Origin of the sequence: Agromyces agglutinans (assembly GCF_009647605.1) — a bacterium.
Lineage (GTDB): Bacteria > Actinomycetota > Actinomycetes > Actinomycetales > Microbacteriaceae > Agromyces > Agromyces agglutinans.
The window spans coordinates 41,516-58,081 of sequence record NZ_WJIF01000010.1 but is presented as its reverse complement, the minus strand read 5'-3'; the positions used below and the strand labels follow the sequence as shown (position 1 = coordinate 58,081).

Annotated in this window: 17 protein-coding genes; 13 read left to right on the top strand and 4 right to left on the bottom strand. The window is 72.0% G+C overall.

What is annotated here, in order from left to right; translation table 11 throughout:
• The first annotated feature begins 93 nt into the window (after positions 1-93).
• From GE115_RS15020 to GE115_RS14980, 9 genes are all read left to right on the top strand, one after another.
• Positions 94-897, top strand: a complete 804-nt coding sequence (locus tag GE115_RS15020) for a phosphatase PAP2 family protein (protein WP_246190825.1) — start codon at positions 94-96, stop codon at positions 895-897.
• A 51-nt stretch (positions 898-948) separates the two neighbouring features.
• A complete protein-coding gene (locus GE115_RS15015) occupies positions 949-1,971 on the top strand; it encodes a LacI family DNA-binding transcriptional regulator (protein ID WP_153685593.1) in 1,023 nt (340 codons plus the stop codon).
• A 308-nt stretch (positions 1,972-2,279) separates the two neighbouring features.
• On the top strand, positions 2,280-3,620 hold the full coding sequence (locus GE115_RS15010) for an ABC transporter substrate-binding protein (RefSeq protein WP_153685592.1): 1,341 nt from the start codon (positions 2,280-2,282) through the stop codon (positions 3,618-3,620).
• A gap of 78 nt (positions 3,621-3,698) precedes the next feature.
• A complete protein-coding gene (locus GE115_RS15005) occupies positions 3,699-4,664 on the top strand; it encodes a carbohydrate ABC transporter permease (protein ID WP_153685591.1) in 966 nt (321 codons plus the stop codon).
• Positions 4,664-5,599 carry a carbohydrate ABC transporter permease gene (locus GE115_RS15000; protein ID WP_153685590.1) on the top strand — a complete coding sequence of 312 codons (936 nt, stop codon included), beginning with the start codon at positions 4,664-4,666 and terminating at the stop codon, positions 5,597-5,599. Before GE115_RS15005 ends, GE115_RS15000 begins: the two co-directional genes overlap by 1 nt.
• Positions 5,600-5,683: 84 nt before the next feature.
• A complete protein-coding gene (gene arfA, locus GE115_RS14995; RefSeq protein ID WP_312855224.1) occupies positions 5,684-7,180 on the top strand; it encodes an arabinosylfuranosidase ArfA in 1,497 nt (498 codons plus the stop codon).
• Positions 7,180-8,175 (top strand): arabinan endo-1,5-alpha-L-arabinosidase, encoded by a 996-nt coding sequence (locus GE115_RS14990; RefSeq protein ID WP_153685588.1) that lies wholly within the window; start codon positions 7,180-7,182, stop codon positions 8,173-8,175. The genes arfA and GE115_RS14990 overlap by 1 nt, the downstream gene beginning before the upstream one ends.
• Positions 8,176-8,221: 46 nt before the next feature.
• On the top strand, positions 8,222-9,565 hold the full coding sequence (locus GE115_RS14985; RefSeq protein WP_312855223.1) for a D-arabinono-1,4-lactone oxidase: 1,344 nt from the start codon (positions 8,222-8,224) through the stop codon (positions 9,563-9,565).
• Positions 9,566-9,903: 338 nt separating this feature from the next.
• Entirely contained in the window at positions 9,904-10,866 is a 963-nt protein-coding gene (locus tag GE115_RS14980; RefSeq protein WP_153685586.1) for a hypothetical protein, read from the top strand.
• A gap of 127 nt (positions 10,867-10,993) precedes the next feature.
• On the opposite strand, the gene GE115_RS14975 is transcribed toward GE115_RS14980, so the two are convergent.
• Positions 10,994-11,842, bottom strand: a complete 849-nt coding sequence (locus tag GE115_RS14975) for an aminoglycoside phosphotransferase family protein (RefSeq protein WP_153685585.1) — start codon at positions 11,840-11,842, stop codon at positions 10,994-10,996.
• Complete coding sequence (locus GE115_RS14970) at positions 11,839-12,714, bottom strand: helix-turn-helix domain-containing protein (protein ID WP_172979951.1); 876 nt, start codon at positions 12,712-12,714, stop codon at positions 11,839-11,841. The genes GE115_RS14975 and GE115_RS14970 overlap by 4 nt, the downstream gene beginning before the upstream one ends.
• A gap of 100 nt (positions 12,715-12,814) precedes the next feature.
• Between GE115_RS14970 and GE115_RS14965 the strand changes: the two genes are divergently transcribed.
• The 4 genes from GE115_RS14965 to moaA all read left to right on the top strand — a co-directional run bounded on the left by GE115_RS14965 (position 12,815) and on the right by moaA (position 15,311).
• Entirely contained in the window at positions 12,815-13,276 is a 462-nt protein-coding gene (locus tag GE115_RS14965) for an SRPBCC domain-containing protein (protein WP_153685583.1), read from the top strand.
• Positions 13,277-13,369: 93 nt separating this feature from the next.
• Positions 13,370-13,876 (top strand): MogA/MoaB family molybdenum cofactor biosynthesis protein, encoded by a 507-nt coding sequence (locus GE115_RS14960; protein ID WP_153685582.1) that lies wholly within the window; start codon positions 13,370-13,372, stop codon positions 13,874-13,876.
• Complete coding sequence (locus GE115_RS14955) at positions 13,876-14,304, top strand: molybdenum cofactor biosynthesis protein MoaE (protein WP_153685581.1); 429 nt, start codon at positions 13,876-13,878, stop codon at positions 14,302-14,304. The genes GE115_RS14960 and GE115_RS14955 overlap by 1 nt, the downstream gene beginning before the upstream one ends.
• Positions 14,301-15,311: a GTP 3',8-cyclase MoaA gene (gene moaA, locus GE115_RS14950; RefSeq protein WP_153685580.1), complete on the top strand. Its 1,011-nt coding sequence runs from the start codon at positions 14,301-14,303 to the stop codon at positions 15,309-15,311. The genes GE115_RS14955 and moaA overlap by 4 nt, the downstream gene beginning before the upstream one ends.
• 62 nt (positions 15,312-15,373) lie before the next feature.
• Here the strand turns inward: moaA and GE115_RS14945 are convergent, their stop codons facing one another.
• Together GE115_RS14945 and GE115_RS18975 are read right to left on the bottom strand one after the other, a co-directional pair.
• Positions 15,374-15,613, bottom strand: coding sequence for a MoaD/ThiS family protein (locus GE115_RS14945; protein ID WP_153685579.1), 240 nt, complete (start codon positions 15,611-15,613; stop codon positions 15,374-15,376).
• Positions 15,613-16,563 (bottom strand): NTP transferase domain-containing protein, encoded by a 951-nt coding sequence (locus tag GE115_RS18975; protein ID WP_153685578.1) that lies wholly within the window; start codon positions 16,561-16,563, stop codon positions 15,613-15,615. Before GE115_RS18975 ends, GE115_RS14945 begins: the two co-directional genes overlap by 1 nt.
• Positions 16,564-16,566 lie beyond the last annotated feature (3 nt).

Below are 16,566 nucleotides of genomic sequence, written 5' to 3'. Positions count from 1 at the left end.
ACGCGCGACCGAGGGCGCGCGTCGCGACCGACCGGTCGCGCGACCGTCGGCGCGCATCGCCCGCGATCGCGCGACGCTCGGTACGGTGGTCGGATGGGGGCTGACCAGGACGACGTGACGGATGCCTCGGCCGGCGAGTCCACTCGCGGACCGGAGTCCGTGAGCGATGCCGGTGCGCTGCATCCCGTCCGGCGCGAGCAGCGCGCCCGCGCGATGGGGCGGCGCGTGCCGCTCATCGCCGGGTCCGTCGCGGTGGGCATCGCCGCCGTGCTCGGCCTGCTCGTCGTGCTGCGTTCGGGCATGCTCGTCGAGCTCGACGAGGAGTGGGCCGAGGACATCCTGACCCTTCGCGGGCCGATGGGCGAGGTGTTCGCGCTGCTCATGAACTGGCTCGGCGGCGGCATCGTCGGCGTGTTCGTCGTGCCCGTGCTCGCGGCGATCGTGCTCATCGCGTGCCGGCGCCCGTGGGGGGCGCTGTACTTCATCGTCGCGTCGGCGGCGAGCGCCGGGGTCGTGCAACTGCTCAAGCACCTGTTCGGCCGAGCGCGGCCCGAGGACATCATGGTGGTCTCGGACCTCGGCTCGTTCCCGTCGGGGCACGTGGCGAACGCGGCGACGATCGCGGTGGCGTTCGCCGTGATCGCTCCCGGCTTCTGGGTGTTCGTCGCCGGCGCGGCGTACACGGTGCTGATGGCGATCAGCCGCACGTACCTCGGCGCGCACTGGCTCACCGATACGATCGGCGGGTTCCTCGTCGGCGCCGGCGTCGCACTGCTCGTGTGGGCCGCGCTCGCCGGGCCGCTCGAGCGCGAGCGACTGGCGTGGACGGCATGGCGGTCGGAGATCAACCGCGTGCGCGCCGAGGCGCATGTGACGCCGCCGCGGCGCGCGCGGTGACCCGGCCCTGCCGGATCGTTACAACGTTGTAGAGTTGGTGCGGGAGGACCCATGGCATCGACGCTCCACGACGTCGCACGGCTCGCCGGCGTGTCGATCAAGACCGTCTCGAACGTGATCAACGACTATCCGCACATCCGCCCGGCGACCCGCGAGAAGGTCGAACAGGCGATCGCCGAGACCGGCTACCGGCCGAACCGGGCGGCCCGGCTGCTGCGCTCCGGGCGCACCGGACTCATCAGCCTCGTCATGCCAGACCTCCGCAACGTGTACTTCGCGGAGCTCGCCGACGACGTCATGACGGCCGCGGCGGCCCACGGCCTCTCGGTGCTGATCGAGCAGATCCGCGCCGACCAGGGCCCGGCCGGCGAACTCGAGGTCGTCGAGGCCGCGATCCAGCGCGGCGTCGACGGCGTGCTCTACAGCGTGCTCGCCCTGCGCGACGAGGACGTCGCCGAACTCCGCCGGGCGCCCGTGCCGCTCGTGCTGCTCGGCGAGCGCATCTTCGGCGGGCCGACCGACCACGTGACCATGCAGAACGTCGAGGCCGCGAGGGCCGCGACCGAGCACCTCATCGAACGCGGGTCGACCCGCATCGCCGCGCTCGGCGCGCACGAGGGCGAGGTGATCGGATCGGCAGGGCTCCGGCTGCGCGGCTATCGCGAGGCGCTCGAGGCCGCGGGGCTGCCCTTCGACGAGCGGCTCGTGCCGCCGGGCGGCACCTGGTTCCGCTCCGACGGGGCGCGGCTCATGCGGCAGATCCTCGATTCCGGGGTCGAGTTCGACGCGGTCTTCGCGTTCAACGACGCCGTGGCGCTCGGCGCGATGCGCGTGCTGCAGGAGGCGGGGCTGCGCGTGCCGCACGACGTGCGCATCATCGGCTTCGACGACCTCGACGAGACCCGGTACACGATGCCGACGCTCTCGACGATCGACCCCGGACGGCGGCTCATCGCCGAGACCGCGGTCGAGTTCCTGGTCGAGCGCATCAACGCCGGCGAGGGCGGGCCGGCGCCGCGCGAGGTCGAGGTGCCGTTCCGCGTCGTCGAGCGAGAGTCCACCGCGATCGGATGACGCGCGCCTGAGTTCGTGGCCGGCCTCGTGGGCCGCCGTGGCATCCGTTCGTCGCCCGCGCCGTGGCATCCGTTCGTCGCCCGCGCCGCGGCATCCGGTCCCCGCGCGCGCCCGTGCGCCCGGCGCCGGACGCCCGGAAGCCGCGACTTGACAGCGTGCGGAGTCGAGTCCAATATGTCTCGTACAACGTTTACCTACAACGTTGTAAAGCGCTCGATCTCGACGGGGAGTCTGCTCCCTCGCCGCGGTCGGGGGCCTCCGCACAGCAGACAACGGTGTCGAACACCGCGAGAGAAAGAGCACCTCAGATGAAGAGCAAGCTCCTGGCAATCGCCGGGGTGGCCGCCGTCTCGGCCGCCGCCCTGACCGGTTGCGCGCCCGGCGACGGCGGCGACTCGGCTTCGAGCGAATGCACGAACAAGATCGTGAACGCCGATGCCACCCAGGTCAGCGTCTGGGCCTGGTACCCCGCGTTCGAGCAGGTCGTCGACCTGTTCAACGAGTCCCACGACGACGTCCAGATCTGCTGGACGAACGCCGGCCAGGGCAACGACGAGTACACCAAGTTCTCGACCGCGATCGAGGCGGGCTCGGGCGCACCCGACGTGATCATGCTCGAGGCCGAGGTCCTCTCGAGCTTCTCGATCCGCGACGCGCTGGTCGACCTCTCCGAGTACGGCGCCGCCGACGTCGAGGCCGACTACACCGCCGGTGCGTGGAAGGACGTCTCCTCGGGCGACGCGGTCTACGCGATCCCCGTCGACGGCGGCCCCATGGGCATGCTCTACCGCCAGGACATCCTCGACCAGTACGGCATCGCCGCGCCCACCACGTGGGACGAGTTCGCCGCCGCGGCCCAGGCGCTGAAGGACGCGGGCGCGCCCGGCGTGCTCGCCGACTTCCCGACCAACGGCCGCGCCTACAACCAGGCGCTCTTCGCCCAGGCCGGCTCGGTGCCGTTCGAGTACGACAACGCCAACCCGACCGAGATCGGCATCGAGGTCAACGACGAGGGCTCGAAGAAGGTGCTCGCGTACTGGAACGACCTCGTCGAGAAGGGCCTCGTCGCCACCGACGACGCCTTCACCGCCGACTACAACACCAAGCTCGTCGACGGCTCGTACGCGATCTACGTCGCCGCGGCGTGGGGCCCCGGCTACCTCGGCGGCCTCTCCGACGCCGACAGCGACGCCGTGTGGCGCGCCGCTCCGGTCCCGCAGTGGGATGCCGCGAACCCCGTGCAGATCAACTGGGGCGGCTCGACCTTCGCGGTGACGAGCCAGGCGAAGGACAAGGAGGCGGCCGCGGTCGTCGCCAAGGAGGTCTTCGGCACCGAGGAGGCGTGGAAGCTCGGCATCGAGGAGGCCGCGCTGTTCCCGCTGTGGAAGCCGATCCTCGAGTCCGACTACTTCCGCGACCTCGAGTACCCGTTCTTCGGCGGCCAGCAGATCAACAAGGACGTCTTCCTCGAGGCCGCGGCCGGCTACGAGGGCTTCACGTTCAGCCCGTTCCAGAACTACGCGTACGACCAGCTGACCGAGCAGCTGTTCGCGATGGTGCAGGGTGAGAAGGGCTCCGACCAGGCGCTCGACGACCTGCAGGCCTCGCTCGAGAAGTACGCGGGCGAGCAGGGCTTCACCCTCAAGTGATCCGGCCCTCCGGCGGCCCGTGACCGCGGGCCGCCGGGGGAACCGCCCCGAACCCTTTCGACGACGAAGGACGAAGCGATGAGCATCGACACCACCGCGGCGGCCCCGCCGCGGCCGGCCGCGACGAGCGCGGCATCCGAGCCCCGCCCGAAGCGGCGCGGTTCCCGCCTGGAGCGGCGCCGCCAGCGCTGGGGATGGCTGTTCGTGACGCCGTTCCTCGTGGTCTTCGCCGCGTTCCTCGTCTTCCCGCTGTTCTACGCGTTCGGCATGAGCCTGTTCACCTCGACGCTCGCGACGGGCACGCAGTTCACGGGCATCGCCAACTACGTGAAGGCGTTCACCGACCCGCTGTTCCTCGAGGGGCTGCTGCGGGTCGGCGCGTATGCGATCGTCATGATCCCGGCCCAGCTGCTCGTCGCCCTCGTCGCGGCCCTCGTGCTCGACAGCCTCACGAGCTGGCTCTCGAAGCTGTCGCGCCTGCTGATCTTCGCGCCGTACGCGATCCCGGTCGTGATCGGCGCCCTCATGTGGAGCTTCCTCTACAGCCCGCGGTTCGGACCGAGCTCGACCCTGTTCGACTTCGTCGGCCTGGATGCGCCGAACTTCCTCGCGCCCGACTCGATCTTCGGCAGCCTCGTCAACATCGTGACGTGGCAGTGGTCGGGCTACTACATGGTCGTCATCTTCGCGGCGCTGCGCTCGATCGACCCGTCGATCTACGAGGCGGCCCGGATCGACGGCGCGAACGGCTTCCAGACCGCGACCCGCATCAAGATCCCGATGATCTCGTCGTCGATGGTCATGGTGATCACGTTCGCGCTCATCGGCACGCTGCAGTTCTTCACCGAGCCCGTCGTGCTGCGCAACATCGCGCAGGGCGCCATCGACGCGGCGTACACGCCGAACATGTACGCGTACTCGCTCGCCTTCAGCTACAGCCAGTTCAACTACGCGTCGACGATCGCGTTCGCCCTCGGCATCCTCGTCTTCGCCGGCTCGTACCTGTTCCTCTTCCTCACGCGCAAGCAGAGCGGACTGAAGTGATGACCCTCCACGCACGCACCGACGAGCGCGAACCGCTGACGACCGTCACGGGCACGCCCAGCCGTGCCGGCCGCGGACCGGGCCGGGCCCGCACCGGCGGGCGCCGCATCGGCTCGCACGTGTTCCTGATCATCCTCGCGATCTACTTCGTGATCCCCATCTGGTGGCTGTTCGTCGCGGCGACGAAGAACACCTCGGGCCTGTTCTCGAGCCCCGCGTTCTGGTTCGACGACCACTTCGCCCTGTTCGAGAACATCGCGGGCCTGTTCACGCAGCAGAACGGCATCTACTGGACCTGGCTCGGCAACTCGTTCCTGTACGCGTTCGCCGGCGGCATCGGCGCGACGATCCTCTCGATCCTCGCCGGGTACGGGTTCGCGAAGTACCGCTTCCGCGGCCGCGGCGCCGTGTTCGGCATCATCCTCGGCTCCATCATGGTGCCGCTGACGGCGCTCGTCATCCCGACGTTCATGCTGCTGAGCCAGTACGGGCTGATCAACACGCCGTGGGCCGTGATCCTGCCGAGCCTGCTGAGCCCGTTCGGCGTCTACCTGATGCGCGTCTACACGCAGGACGCCGTGCCCGACGAGATGCTCGAGGCGGCCCGCATCGACGGCGCGGGCGAGATCCGCACGTTCTTCCAGGTCGCGCTGCCGTTGCTCAAGCCCGCCATCGTCACGGTGCTGCTGCTGTCGGTCGTCGGCACCTGGAACAACTTCTTCCTCCCGCTCGCGGTGCTCACCGACCCGAACTTGCTGCCCGTCACCGTCGGCCTCAACCGCTGGACCGCGCTGTCGAACGCCGGCGCGGGCGGCGAGCAGGTATGGAACCTGATCACGTCCGGCGCCTTCATCTCGGTGCTGCCGCTGATCCTGTCCTTCCTCTTCCTCCAGCGCTACTGGCAGGGCGGCCTGACCATCGGCTCGATCAAGTAGCTGCGCATTCGAATCCACGGATGCCTCGGCGAACGCCGCCGGCATCCGACGCTCCACCACCCCTGCCTCGATAAGGAAACTCCAGTGAACAAGGCACTCATCAGCGTCGACCGCGAGGCGGTCGTCGCCCCGATCAACCGCCGCATCTTCGGCTCGTTCGTCGAACACCTCGGGCGCTGCGTCTACGACGGCATCTACGAGCCCGGACATGCGACGGCGAACGAGGACGGGTTCCGCATGGACGTCGTCGACCTCGTCCGCGAACTCGGCTCGACCACGATCCGCTACCCGGGCGGCAACTTCGTGTCCGGCTTCCGGTGGGAGGACAGCGTCGGGCCGCGCGACCGGCGCCCGGTGCGCCGCGACCTCGCGTGGCACTCGCTCGAGACCAACCAGGTCGGCGTCGACGAGTTCTCGCGGTGGCTGAAGCTCACCGGTTCCGAGCTGATGATGGCGGTCAACCTCGGCACCCGCGGCATCGAGGCGGCGCTCGACCTGCTCGAGTATTGCAACCACCCGTCGGGCACGGCACTCAGCGACCAGCGCATCGCGAACGGCACGCCCGAGCCGCACGACATCCGCATGTGGTGCCTCGGCAACGAGATGGACGGCCCGTGGCAGACCGGGTACATGACCGCCGACGACTACGGCAAGATCGCCGCCCGCACGGCGCAGGCGATGAAGGCCGCCGACAAGGGCCTCGAGCTCGTCGTGTGCGGGTCGTCCTCGTCGTCGATGCCGACGTTCGGCGACTGGGAGCGCACGGTGCTCGAGCACACGTACGAGCACGTCGACTTCATCTCGTGCCACGCCTACTACCAGGAGCGCGGCGACGACCTCGACTCGTACCTCGCGTCGTCGCTCGACATGCAGTACTTCATCGAGACGGTCGTCGCGACGGCCGACCACGTCGGCAACAAGCTGAAGTCGAAGAAGAAGATCCAGCTCTCGTTCGACGAGTGGAACATCTGGTACCTCGACGAGCACCGCGAGTCCGACGAGGTCAACGGGGAGTGGCGCTACGCGCCCCGCCAGCTCGAGGATGTCTACTCGGTGGCCGACGCCGTCGTGCTCGGCAACCTGCTGATCACCCTCCTGAAGAACCACGACCGGGTGGCCAGCGCCTCGCTCGCCCAGCTCGTCAACGTCATCGCCCCGATCATGACCGAGCCCGGCGGCGACGCGTGGCGCCAGACGACCTTCTTCCCGTTCTCGGTGACCTCGCGCCTCGCACGCGGCGAGGTGCTGCGCCCGCGCATCGACGTCGGCACGTACTCGACCGAGGTCTACGGCGATGCGCCCCTCGTCGACTCGGTCGTGACGAGCGATGAGGGCGCCGCCGCGGTCTTCCTCGTGAACCGCGGACGCACGCCCATCGAGGTGCAGGTCGACGTCGCGCAGCTCGGCGTGAACGAGATCACCGAGGCCGTGAGCCTCTTCGACGACGACGTGTACGCCAAGAACACCCTCGCCGAGCAGGACCGGGTCGGGCTCACGGGCCTCGTGGGCGCGACGCTGGCCGACGGCGTCGTCACCGTCACGCTGCCGCCGGTGTCGTGGTCGGCGATCGCCCTCGGCTGATGCGGCGTCGACTCGGCGGGGCGTCGGCCGCGCTGCTCGCGGCAGGCCTCGTGGCAGGCCTGGTCGCGGGTCTCGCGGCGTGCGCCCCGCCGGGTGCGCGCGAGCTCACCGGCGATCTCTCGACGCACGACCCGGCGCTCGCCCGCGAGGGCGACACCTGGTACGTGTACTCGACGGGGAGCGAGACGAGCGACCACGGCACCATCCAGATCCGCTCGTCCGAGGACGGGACGCACTGGGTGTCGCGCGGCACCGTGTGGGACGAGCAGCCCGAGTGGATCGAGACCGCGATCCCCGGCGTGAAGAATCTCTGGGCGCCCGAGCTCGTCGAGCACGACGGCACCTGGTACCTCTACTACTCGGCCTCGACCTTCGGGAAGAACACGTCGCTGATCGCGCTCGCGACCAACGAGACGCTCGACCCCGAGGACCCCGAGTACGAATGGGTCGACCGCGGGGCCGTACTCGAGTCGTCGTCGCGCGACGACTTCAACGCGATCGACGCGGCCGTCGTCGACGACGACGGCACGCCGTGGATGGCCTTCGGCTCGTTCTGGAGCGGCATCCGAATGGTGGAGCTCGCGTGGCCGAGCGGGCTGCGGGCGGATGCCTCGGAACCGCTGCGCCTGGCCGACCGCGGTGCCCCGCCGAACGCCGTGGAGGCGCCGTACCTGGTCGAGCACGACGGCGACTGGTTCCTGTTCGTCTCACGCGACGCGTGCTGCCAGGGCCTCGACAGCACGTACTCGATCGCGGTCGGCCGGGCCGACGAGGTGACGGGCCCGTACCTCGACCGCGACGGCACGCCGATGCTCCTCGACGGGCACGAGCCGGTGCTCGAGGCCGAGGGCGACCGCATCGGGCCGGGCGGCCAGTCCGTGTTCGGCGACACCCTCGCACTGCACTACTACGACGCCCGGCTCGACGGCGCGTTCCAGCTCGCGTTGGTGCCGTTGCGGTGGGACGCCGAGGGCTGGCCGGTCGCCGACTGGTGAGTACGGTGGAGACCGGATGCCCCGTCCCGACCCGCAGGAGGACCGCGTGACCGATCCCGAGCAGCGCAACTGGGCGGGCAACCTCGCCTACCGCGCGTCGCGCATCGTGCATCCCTCGTCGCACGATGAGCTTCTCGAAGCGCTCGCGGGTGACGGGCCGGTCCGCGTGCTCGGCACGCGGCACGCGTTCAACGATCTCGCCGACACGACGGGCACGCTGATCGCGACCGACCGGATGCCCCGGACGGTCGAGGTCGTCCGGTCGGGTGCGGAGCTCGCTGCCGCGGTCCGCGTCGCGGGAGGCATCCGCTACGGAGACCTGGCACCGCGCCTGCACGAAGGGGGGCTCGCGCTCGCGAACCTGGCCTCGCTGCCGCACATCTCGGTCGCCGGCGCGATCGCGACCGGCACCCACGGGTCGGGCGACGCGATCGGCTCGCTCGCGAGTGCGGTGCGCGCGCTCACGATCGTGACCGTGTCGGGCGAGCCCGTGACCCTCCGGCGCGGCGATCCCGACTTCGCGGGGGCGGTCGTGCATCTCGGCGCCCTGGGGGTCGTCACCGCGGTCGAACTCGACGTCGAGCCGACCTACGACGTCGCCCAGCACGTGTTCGAGTCGCCGTCGTGGGACGCGATCCTCGCCGACCTCGACGCCGTCACGGGCCTCGGCACGAGCGTGAGCGTCTTCACGAGGTGGGTCGACGCCGACCGGGCCGACCAGCTGTGGATCAAGCAGCGGATGCCTCCCGCCGCGGTCGAAGCGGACGACGTAGCGGTCGGCGACGCAGCGGTCGGCGACGCAGCGGCCGGCGACGATGCCTCTCGACGCCGCGCCGAGGTCGTCGCCCGCCTCGGCGGCCGCGCGGCGACCGAGGCGAGGCATCCGATCATCGGACTGACGGCCGATGCCTGCACGCCGCAGCTCGGCGAGCCGGGGCCGTGGTTCGAGCGGCTGCCGCACTTCCGGCTCGAGTTCACGCCGTCTGCCGGGGCCGAACTGCAGTCGGAGTACCTCGTGCCGCGCGCCGACGCGGTCGCCGCGGTCGAGGCGATCCGATCGCTCGCCGGGCGCATCGCACCGCTGCTGCAGGTCTGCGAGGTGCGCACGGTGCGCGCCGACGACCTCTGGTTGAGCCCGGCGTCGGAGCGCGACGTCGTCGGTATCCACTTCACCTGGAGGCTCGACGAGCCCGGCGTGACGGCACTGCTGCCGGTGATCGAGGCCGCGCTGCCCGCGACGGCGCGCCCCCATTGGGGCAAGCTGTTCGCGCTGCCGGCCGAGGAGCTCCGCGCCCGCTACCCGAGGTTCGACGACTTCGCGGCGCTCCGCGCCCGCCTCGATCCCGACGGCCGCCTCCGCAACGACTACCTCGCGCGCATCGGGCTCTGAGCGGGGTTCACCCGCCGTCGCCTCGCCGTCGCCGTCACCTGCCCTCGCCCTCACCTGCCCTCGCCCTCACCTGCCATCGCCCTCACCTGCCGTCTCCTCCGCGACGCGACTTCGTCCCCGGCCCTCTCTCGCAACTCAGGAAGATCTCGCCGCCTCCCGGCGTGTCGCCCACCGACACGCGGACGAGGCTCCCGAGATTCCTGAATCGCCGATGCGGTGAGCGGCGGCGGCGGGGTGCCGCATCCGACTGGTCCCTCACCCCCGTGGTTTCCCGGCCGCCGTCCACGAACCTGCCGCGCGTGACCGTCGCAGCGGCCCGACGGCTGCAGGCTGAGCCGATGTCCGACCTCGATGTCGTCTTCGGCCTCCTCGGAGAGGTCGCGCACCTCCGCACGCTGCGCCGGTACCGCGTCACCGACCGCGAGCTGCGCGAAGCGATCGATCGATCGACGCTCCGCAGGCTCCGTCCCGGCTGGTACGCGACACCACACGCCGATCCCGACCAGATCCGCGCGATCCTCCTGCACGGCCGCATCGGGTGCGCGTCCGCTTTGTCGCGGTACGGCGTCTGGAGCGGGAGGGACCGGGCGCTCCATGTCCACGTGCCGCGGAACGCCGCGAGGCTCCACCGCACTCCGCCCGAGGTGCCTGGATCAGCGCGACCGGTCTGGCACCCCAAGACACCTGACGGTCTCCGCCGAGGCATCCTTCTCGCTGATCGACGTCCCGCGGTCCGCGTGCACTGGCGAACGGATGCCGCGTCCGATCGTGTCCTCGACTGGATCGTCTCGCCGGAAGATGCGCTCGCGCAGGCCGTCCGATGCCTCGATCCCGAGCATGCACAGGCCGCGGTCGACACGGTCGTGTCCGAGCGCGTGCTTCCTCGTCCGGTGGTGGAGCGAATCGTCGCCGACGCGCCCGCGCGCGTGGGGCTTCGCGTCGACTCGCACTCCGAACAGGTCGGTTCCGGCGTCGAGGCGCTGTTCGTGCGGCGTCTGCTGGACGCCGGGTTCGAGGTCGTTCCTCAGTTCCTGTTCGCGGGTCATGGGCGATTCGACGGGCTCATCGACGGGTGCGTCCTGTTCGAGGTCGACGGGTGGGCGTTCCACCGCACGCAGTCGCAGTTCCTCGGCGACCGCGATCGCACGCTCGTCGCCCAGTCGTTCGGCGTTCCGCTCGTCCGTCCTGCGGCGGCACAGGTGCTCGACGACTGGCCGACGGTGCTCGCTGCCGTCGAGCGGACGGTCGCCGACGCGAAGCTCATCCGCGCGGCGCGAGGGCACTCGTCGTTCCTCGGGTGACCCGCGCCACCGGTGATTCAGGAAGTTCTTCGAGCCGCCCGGCGTGTCGGGGACCGGCGCGCCGCACACGAGCGCGGATTTCCTGAATGACGGAGGGAGCGAGAGACCCGGGGGCCACCACACACCCTCACCGCAGCGACAGCGCGAGCCGGCCGATCGCGGCCGAGGACCCGGCGTGCCCGGGGTCGTCGTCGATCGCGAACCAGGTCGACGACAGCGCGCACCACGCGACGAGCCAGTCGAGCATGCGGGCCCGTTCGATACCCGTCGCGTCGACCACGACGGCGAGCTGGCGTTCGAGTCGCCCGGGCTCGAGCGCGCGCTCGTGCGACGGGTTGCAGAGCAGGTTCGCGTAGTCGAAGCCGCGCTCGCCCACGAGGCCCTTCGGGTCGATGGCCAGCCATCCGCGCTCGCCGAAGTCGAGCACGTTGCCGTGGTGCAGGTCGCCGTGCAGCACGACGCGGTCGCGCGCATCCTCGAGCAGGGCATCGGCGATCGCGGCACCGTGCCGATGGAACGGCTCGAGGTCGTCGGCGCGTTCGAACAGCTCGCGGAACCAAGTCGGCAGCTCGACGAGCGGCGGCGGGGGGCGCAGCGCGAGCACCTCCTCGGATGCCCCGTGCAGGCGCTCGCCGACGGCGCAGACGACGCGCGTCGCCTCGTCGTCGGCGCCGGCCCGCACCATGGCCACGAGGTCGCGTTCGCCCGTCGCACGCTCGAGCAGCACGGCGCGACCGTCGTGCCTGAGCACGCGCGCGACACCGTTGCCGTGGAGCGCGATCATGAGCTGGCCGCCGCGCCGCTCCTCCTCGAGTCGCGAGAGCTTCAGCATCGCGGGTTCGCCCGCCCAGGTGTGCACGGGCATCAGCCGGCTCGACGCCGTCGTGCGCGCGTCGCCGTCGGGCCGCAGCCGCCAGCGGTTGAGCCACGCGGCGTCGGCGGCGTAGCCGGGGGAGACGGGGCCGAGGTCGCTCATGCTCCTCCCTCCGCCTCGCGCAGGTACCGGCCGGGTGGCACGCCCACGACGGCCGAGAACTCCCGCGTGAAGTGCGCCTGGTCGGCGTAGCCGAGTTCGGCGGCGAGGTCGGCGAGCGCCGGACGGTCGGCAGCGGTGAGCCTCGTCGCGGCCTCCTGGAGCCGGTAGCGGCGGATCAGCCACTTGGGGGTGAGCCCGAGCTGCTCCCGCACGAGGCGCTCGAGCTGCCGGACGCCGACGCCCGCGATGGCGGCGAGCTGGTCGACGCGCACGAGCCGGCGGTCCTCCTCGGCGCGGGCGACGAGGTCGCGCACGAGTCGGGCGTCGTCGTTCACCTCGATCCCGAGCGGCGCGAGCCAGGACTCGAACGCGTGCACCGCGCCGGCGTCGTCGCCGTCGGCGACGCGGGCCTCGACCTCGGCGACGAGCGGTGCGACCCCCGCGCGATCGAGCGCCGCGCTCGAGCCCACGAGCCGCCGGGCGGCGATGCCCGCGATCGCCCGGGCGGCCCCCGGTTGCAGCAGCACCCCGAACGCCTCGCCGTCGCCGGTGAGGGTCCGGCTGCCCAGTCCGATCGCGGTGCCGTGCACGTCGGCCCGGCCGTCGCCGATGACGAGGTTCGCCGTGGGGTACTCGAGCACCCGCTGCGTGACGCTCGGACCCTCGCCCAGGTTCCAGCGCGGAATCCAGTAGTGCCGCACGAGTTCGGCGGCCCGGGGCGACGGGGCGAGCCTGGTCATCCGGAGCGGGGCCCCGTCCGGCGGCTCGTCGCCGGGCACGCCCGCCGTAAGCGGCGGGTCGCCGGGCCGCGGAGCCAGCACGCCCCGGCTTCGCGGCGCACCGGCTCGGGAACGCCAGTAGTCGTCGGCCATCGTTCCCAGTATCGGGTGCGGCATCGCCGCGCGGGGGCTCCGGGGCGGGATGTCGCATTCGTCCAAGATCTCCGTCTCGGCGCTGCGTAGCGTCGAAGACATGACCGACACCGATTTCACGATGACCATCTACATCGCCGCCGAGCCCGCGGCCGTCTGGAACGCGATCACCGGCGACGAGGGCAGCCGCGCCGTGATGTGGGGAAGCGTGATCCGCGGCGACCTGGTTCCCGGCGCGAGCTACGAGTACGTCGGCCCCGGCCAGGACGGCGACGAGACCGTACAGGTCTACGGCGAGGTGCTGCAGGCCGAGGAGCCGCGCCTGCTGCAGGTGACCGAACACCCGGGCCCGACCTACCGCGAGAACCACGCCGAGCTCTCGAGCCGCCTGACCTGGCTCATCGAGTCCGCGGACGAGGGGCTCACGAAGCTGACCTGCACCAACGACGAGTGGAGCCCGGGTCACCCGGCGCGGGAGCACACGGAGCAGTCGTGGCCGCTCGTGCTCTCGAGCTTCAAGTCGTTCGTCGAGACCGGCCGCGCCCTGCCCTTCCCGTCCTGAGCGGGGTGGCGGCGGCGGCCACCGCTCCCGGCCGCGCGTCGGAGTACGTCGCCGGAAACCTCCCCGTCACGGGGCGGCGTCTACGCTGGGGGAATGGACCTCGAAACGGCTCCGCTCCGTGCCGCGGTGGTGATCGTCTCCGACCGCAGCGCCCGCGGGGAGCGCGCCGACGCGGTGGGGCCGGTACTCGTCGAGCGACTGCGCGGCGCAGCGTTCACGGTCGAGGATGCCGCGATCGTGTCCGACGGCGTCGACACGGTCGGCGCGGCGATCGGCAGCGCCGTCGCGGCGGGTGCCCGCCTCGTCGTCACGAGCGGGGGCACCGGCCTCGGCCCGCGAGACCACACGCCCGAGGGCACCGCGCCGCTGCTCGAGCAGCAGATCCCCGGCATCCCCGAGGCACTGCGCCGCGCCGGCGCCGAGCGCGTGCCGACGGCCGTGCTGTCGCGTGGGCTCGCGGGCATCGCGGCGCAACCGGGCACGGGCGGCGCCCTCGTCGTGAACCTGCCGGGTTCGCCGGGCGGCGCGTCCGACGGACTCGAACTGGTGCTGGCGCTCGCGCCGCACGTCATCGCGCAGCTCGACGGCGGCGATCACTGATGGGCGCCGTGCGCGCGACGCTCGCGGCCATCTCAGCCGAACCGCTCGATGTCGCGGCGCACCTCGACGCGGTCGCCGACCCGGGCGCGGGCGCCGTCGCCACGTTCGTCGGGGTCGTGCGCGACCACGACCCCGAGGCATCCGGCACCGTTGTCGCGCTCGAGTACCTCGCGCACCCCGACGCCGGCCGGGTGCTCGACGAACTGGCCGGCCGCTTCGCGGCCGACGGCGTCCGCGTCGCGGTCAGCCACCGCACCGGCCTGCTGGCGGTCGGCGACCTCGCGCTCGTGTGCGCGGTGTCGACGGCGCACCGCGCGGAGGCGTTCGAGATCTGCCGGGCGCTCGTCGAGGCCGTGAAGGCCGAACTGCCCGTGTGGAAGAAGCAGAACACCGCCGACGGCGACGCGCACTGGGTGGGGCTCGCATGACCGAGCCGTCGCGGGGCCGGCTCGTCGACCGATTCGGGCGCGTGCATCGCGACCTGCGCATCTCGCTGACCGATCGCTGCTCGCTGCGCTGCACGTACTGCATGCCCGCTGAGGGCGTGCCGTGGCTCGCGAAGGACAACATCCTGACGACCGACGAGCTCGAGCGCGTCGCCCGCGTCGCGGCGTCGCTGGGCATCGTCGAGGTGCGCCTCACGGGCGGCGAGCCGCTGCTGCGGCGCGACGTGGTCGATGTCGTCCGACGCATGCACGCGATCGAGGGCGAGCACGGGCCGCTCGAGGTCTCGATGACCACGAACGGCCTCCGACTGGTCGAGTTGGCCGACGCGCTCGCCGAGGCGGGCCTCGCGCGCGTGAACATCAGCATCGACACCCTGCGGCGCGACCGGTTCGCCGAGCTGACCCGCCGCGACCGCCTCGACGACGTGCTCGCGGGCATCGACGCCGCGCATGCGGCCGGCTTCGCGCCGATCAAGCTGAACGCGGTGCCGATGCGCGGCGTCAACGAGGACGAGCTGGTCGACCTCGTGCGCTTCGCGGTCGAGCACGAGGCCGAGATGCGCTTCATCGAGCAGATGCCGCTCGACGCGGGCCACATCTGGTCGCGGGTCGAGATGATCCGGGGCGAGGAGATCCTCGCGGCGCTGCGCGAGGTGTTCACCCTGACGCCCATCGGCGAGCGGGGCGCCGCCCCGGCCGAGCGCTTCCTGGTCGACGGCGGGCCGGCGACGGTCGGCGTGATCGCCTCGGTCACGGCGCCGTTCTGCGGGGCCTGCGACCGGGTTCGGCTCACGGCTGACGGCCAGATGCGCAACTGCCTGTTCGCGCGCGAGGAGGACGACCTGCTGCCCCTGCTGCGCGGTGAGGGCACCGACGACCAGATCGCCGACCTCATGCGGCGCAGCATCCTCGGCAAGCGCGCGGGGCACGGCATCGACGACGAGGGCTTCCTCCAGCCCGACCGCCCCATGTCAGCGATCGGCGGCTGACCCCGCCCCGCCTGGCGCGCCCGCCCCCGCGCCTGCCCGCCCCCTTGTGCCGACCCCGTGGCCTACCCGCCCGCGAACGGCGGGAGGATGTCGACCGTGTCGTCGTGGCGGATCGGCGCTGCGTCGTCGTCGACGCGACGGCCGTTCACGAGGATGCTGCAGCGCCCGAGCACGCGCGCGAGCGCGTCGCCGTGGGCGGCGAGCATCGCTGCGCGCAGCGCTCCCAGGTCGGATGCCCCGAGCCGTTCCTCATCACGACCCGCGGCCTCGGCGGCGCCGGCGAAGTACCTGACGGTCGCCATCAGCGTTCCGCCCACTCGGCCGCGAGCTCGGCCGCGATGCGCGTGGCGCCCTCGAGGTCACCCGATCGCCCGGCCGCGAGGCCCACGATGAACGTGCTGAGCGGCGCCGCCGGACGCGCGACGCCATGCGCCACGTCGCGCGCGAGGTCGAGCACCGCACCGACCGGCACGTCATCGCGACGGAGCCCGAGGCGTTCGGCGAGGGCGGCGACCCAGTCGTCGAGCGCTTCGGGCGGCAGGGGGGCATTGGTCGATTCGGCCACGGCTGGACCTCCTGGTGTGGTGGACGGATGAGGGCGGGACGGCGGGGCGACAGCGCTGCCGACGCCGGCGAGCACCGACGCCCGCGCGAGGTCGCGCCACCGGTCCACGTCCAACGCGGCGTGGCCGGTCGCCGGTACCGCGACGAGCGTGAGCGGTTCGAGCAGGGCCCGCGCCGGCAGGTCGCGCACGTCGCCGAGCCGCTCGATCCCGGCCGCGATCGCTTCGCGGCGGTACGCCCCGAGCAGCCACTGCGCGCGGCCTTCGGCGTCGTGCAGCACGGCTCCGTCGGCGCCGGGTGCGGCCTCGAGCGCGGCGAGCAGCCCTCGCAAGGCCTCGTCCGCGAAGGGCAGGTCGCACGCGAGCAGCAGCACGACCGGGGCATCCGTCTCGGGGAGCGCCGCCGCGAGGCCGGCGAGCGGGCCGCCGAAGGGCGGATCGTCGACGACGTGCCGCAGGTCGACGTCGCGCGCCGAGCCCGCGTCCGGCCCCGCGACCACCACGCGTCGCGCCCCGACCTCGGCCGCGGCATCCGTCACTCGGTCGACGAGCCGTCGCCCGCCGACGGTGAGCCGCGCCTTCGACGCGCCGCCGAGACGCGACCCCCGCCCGCCGGCGAGCACGATTGCGTCGACCGCGCCGAGAGCGTCGACCGCATCGACCGCGTCGAGACCGGACCGCCCGCTCATCGG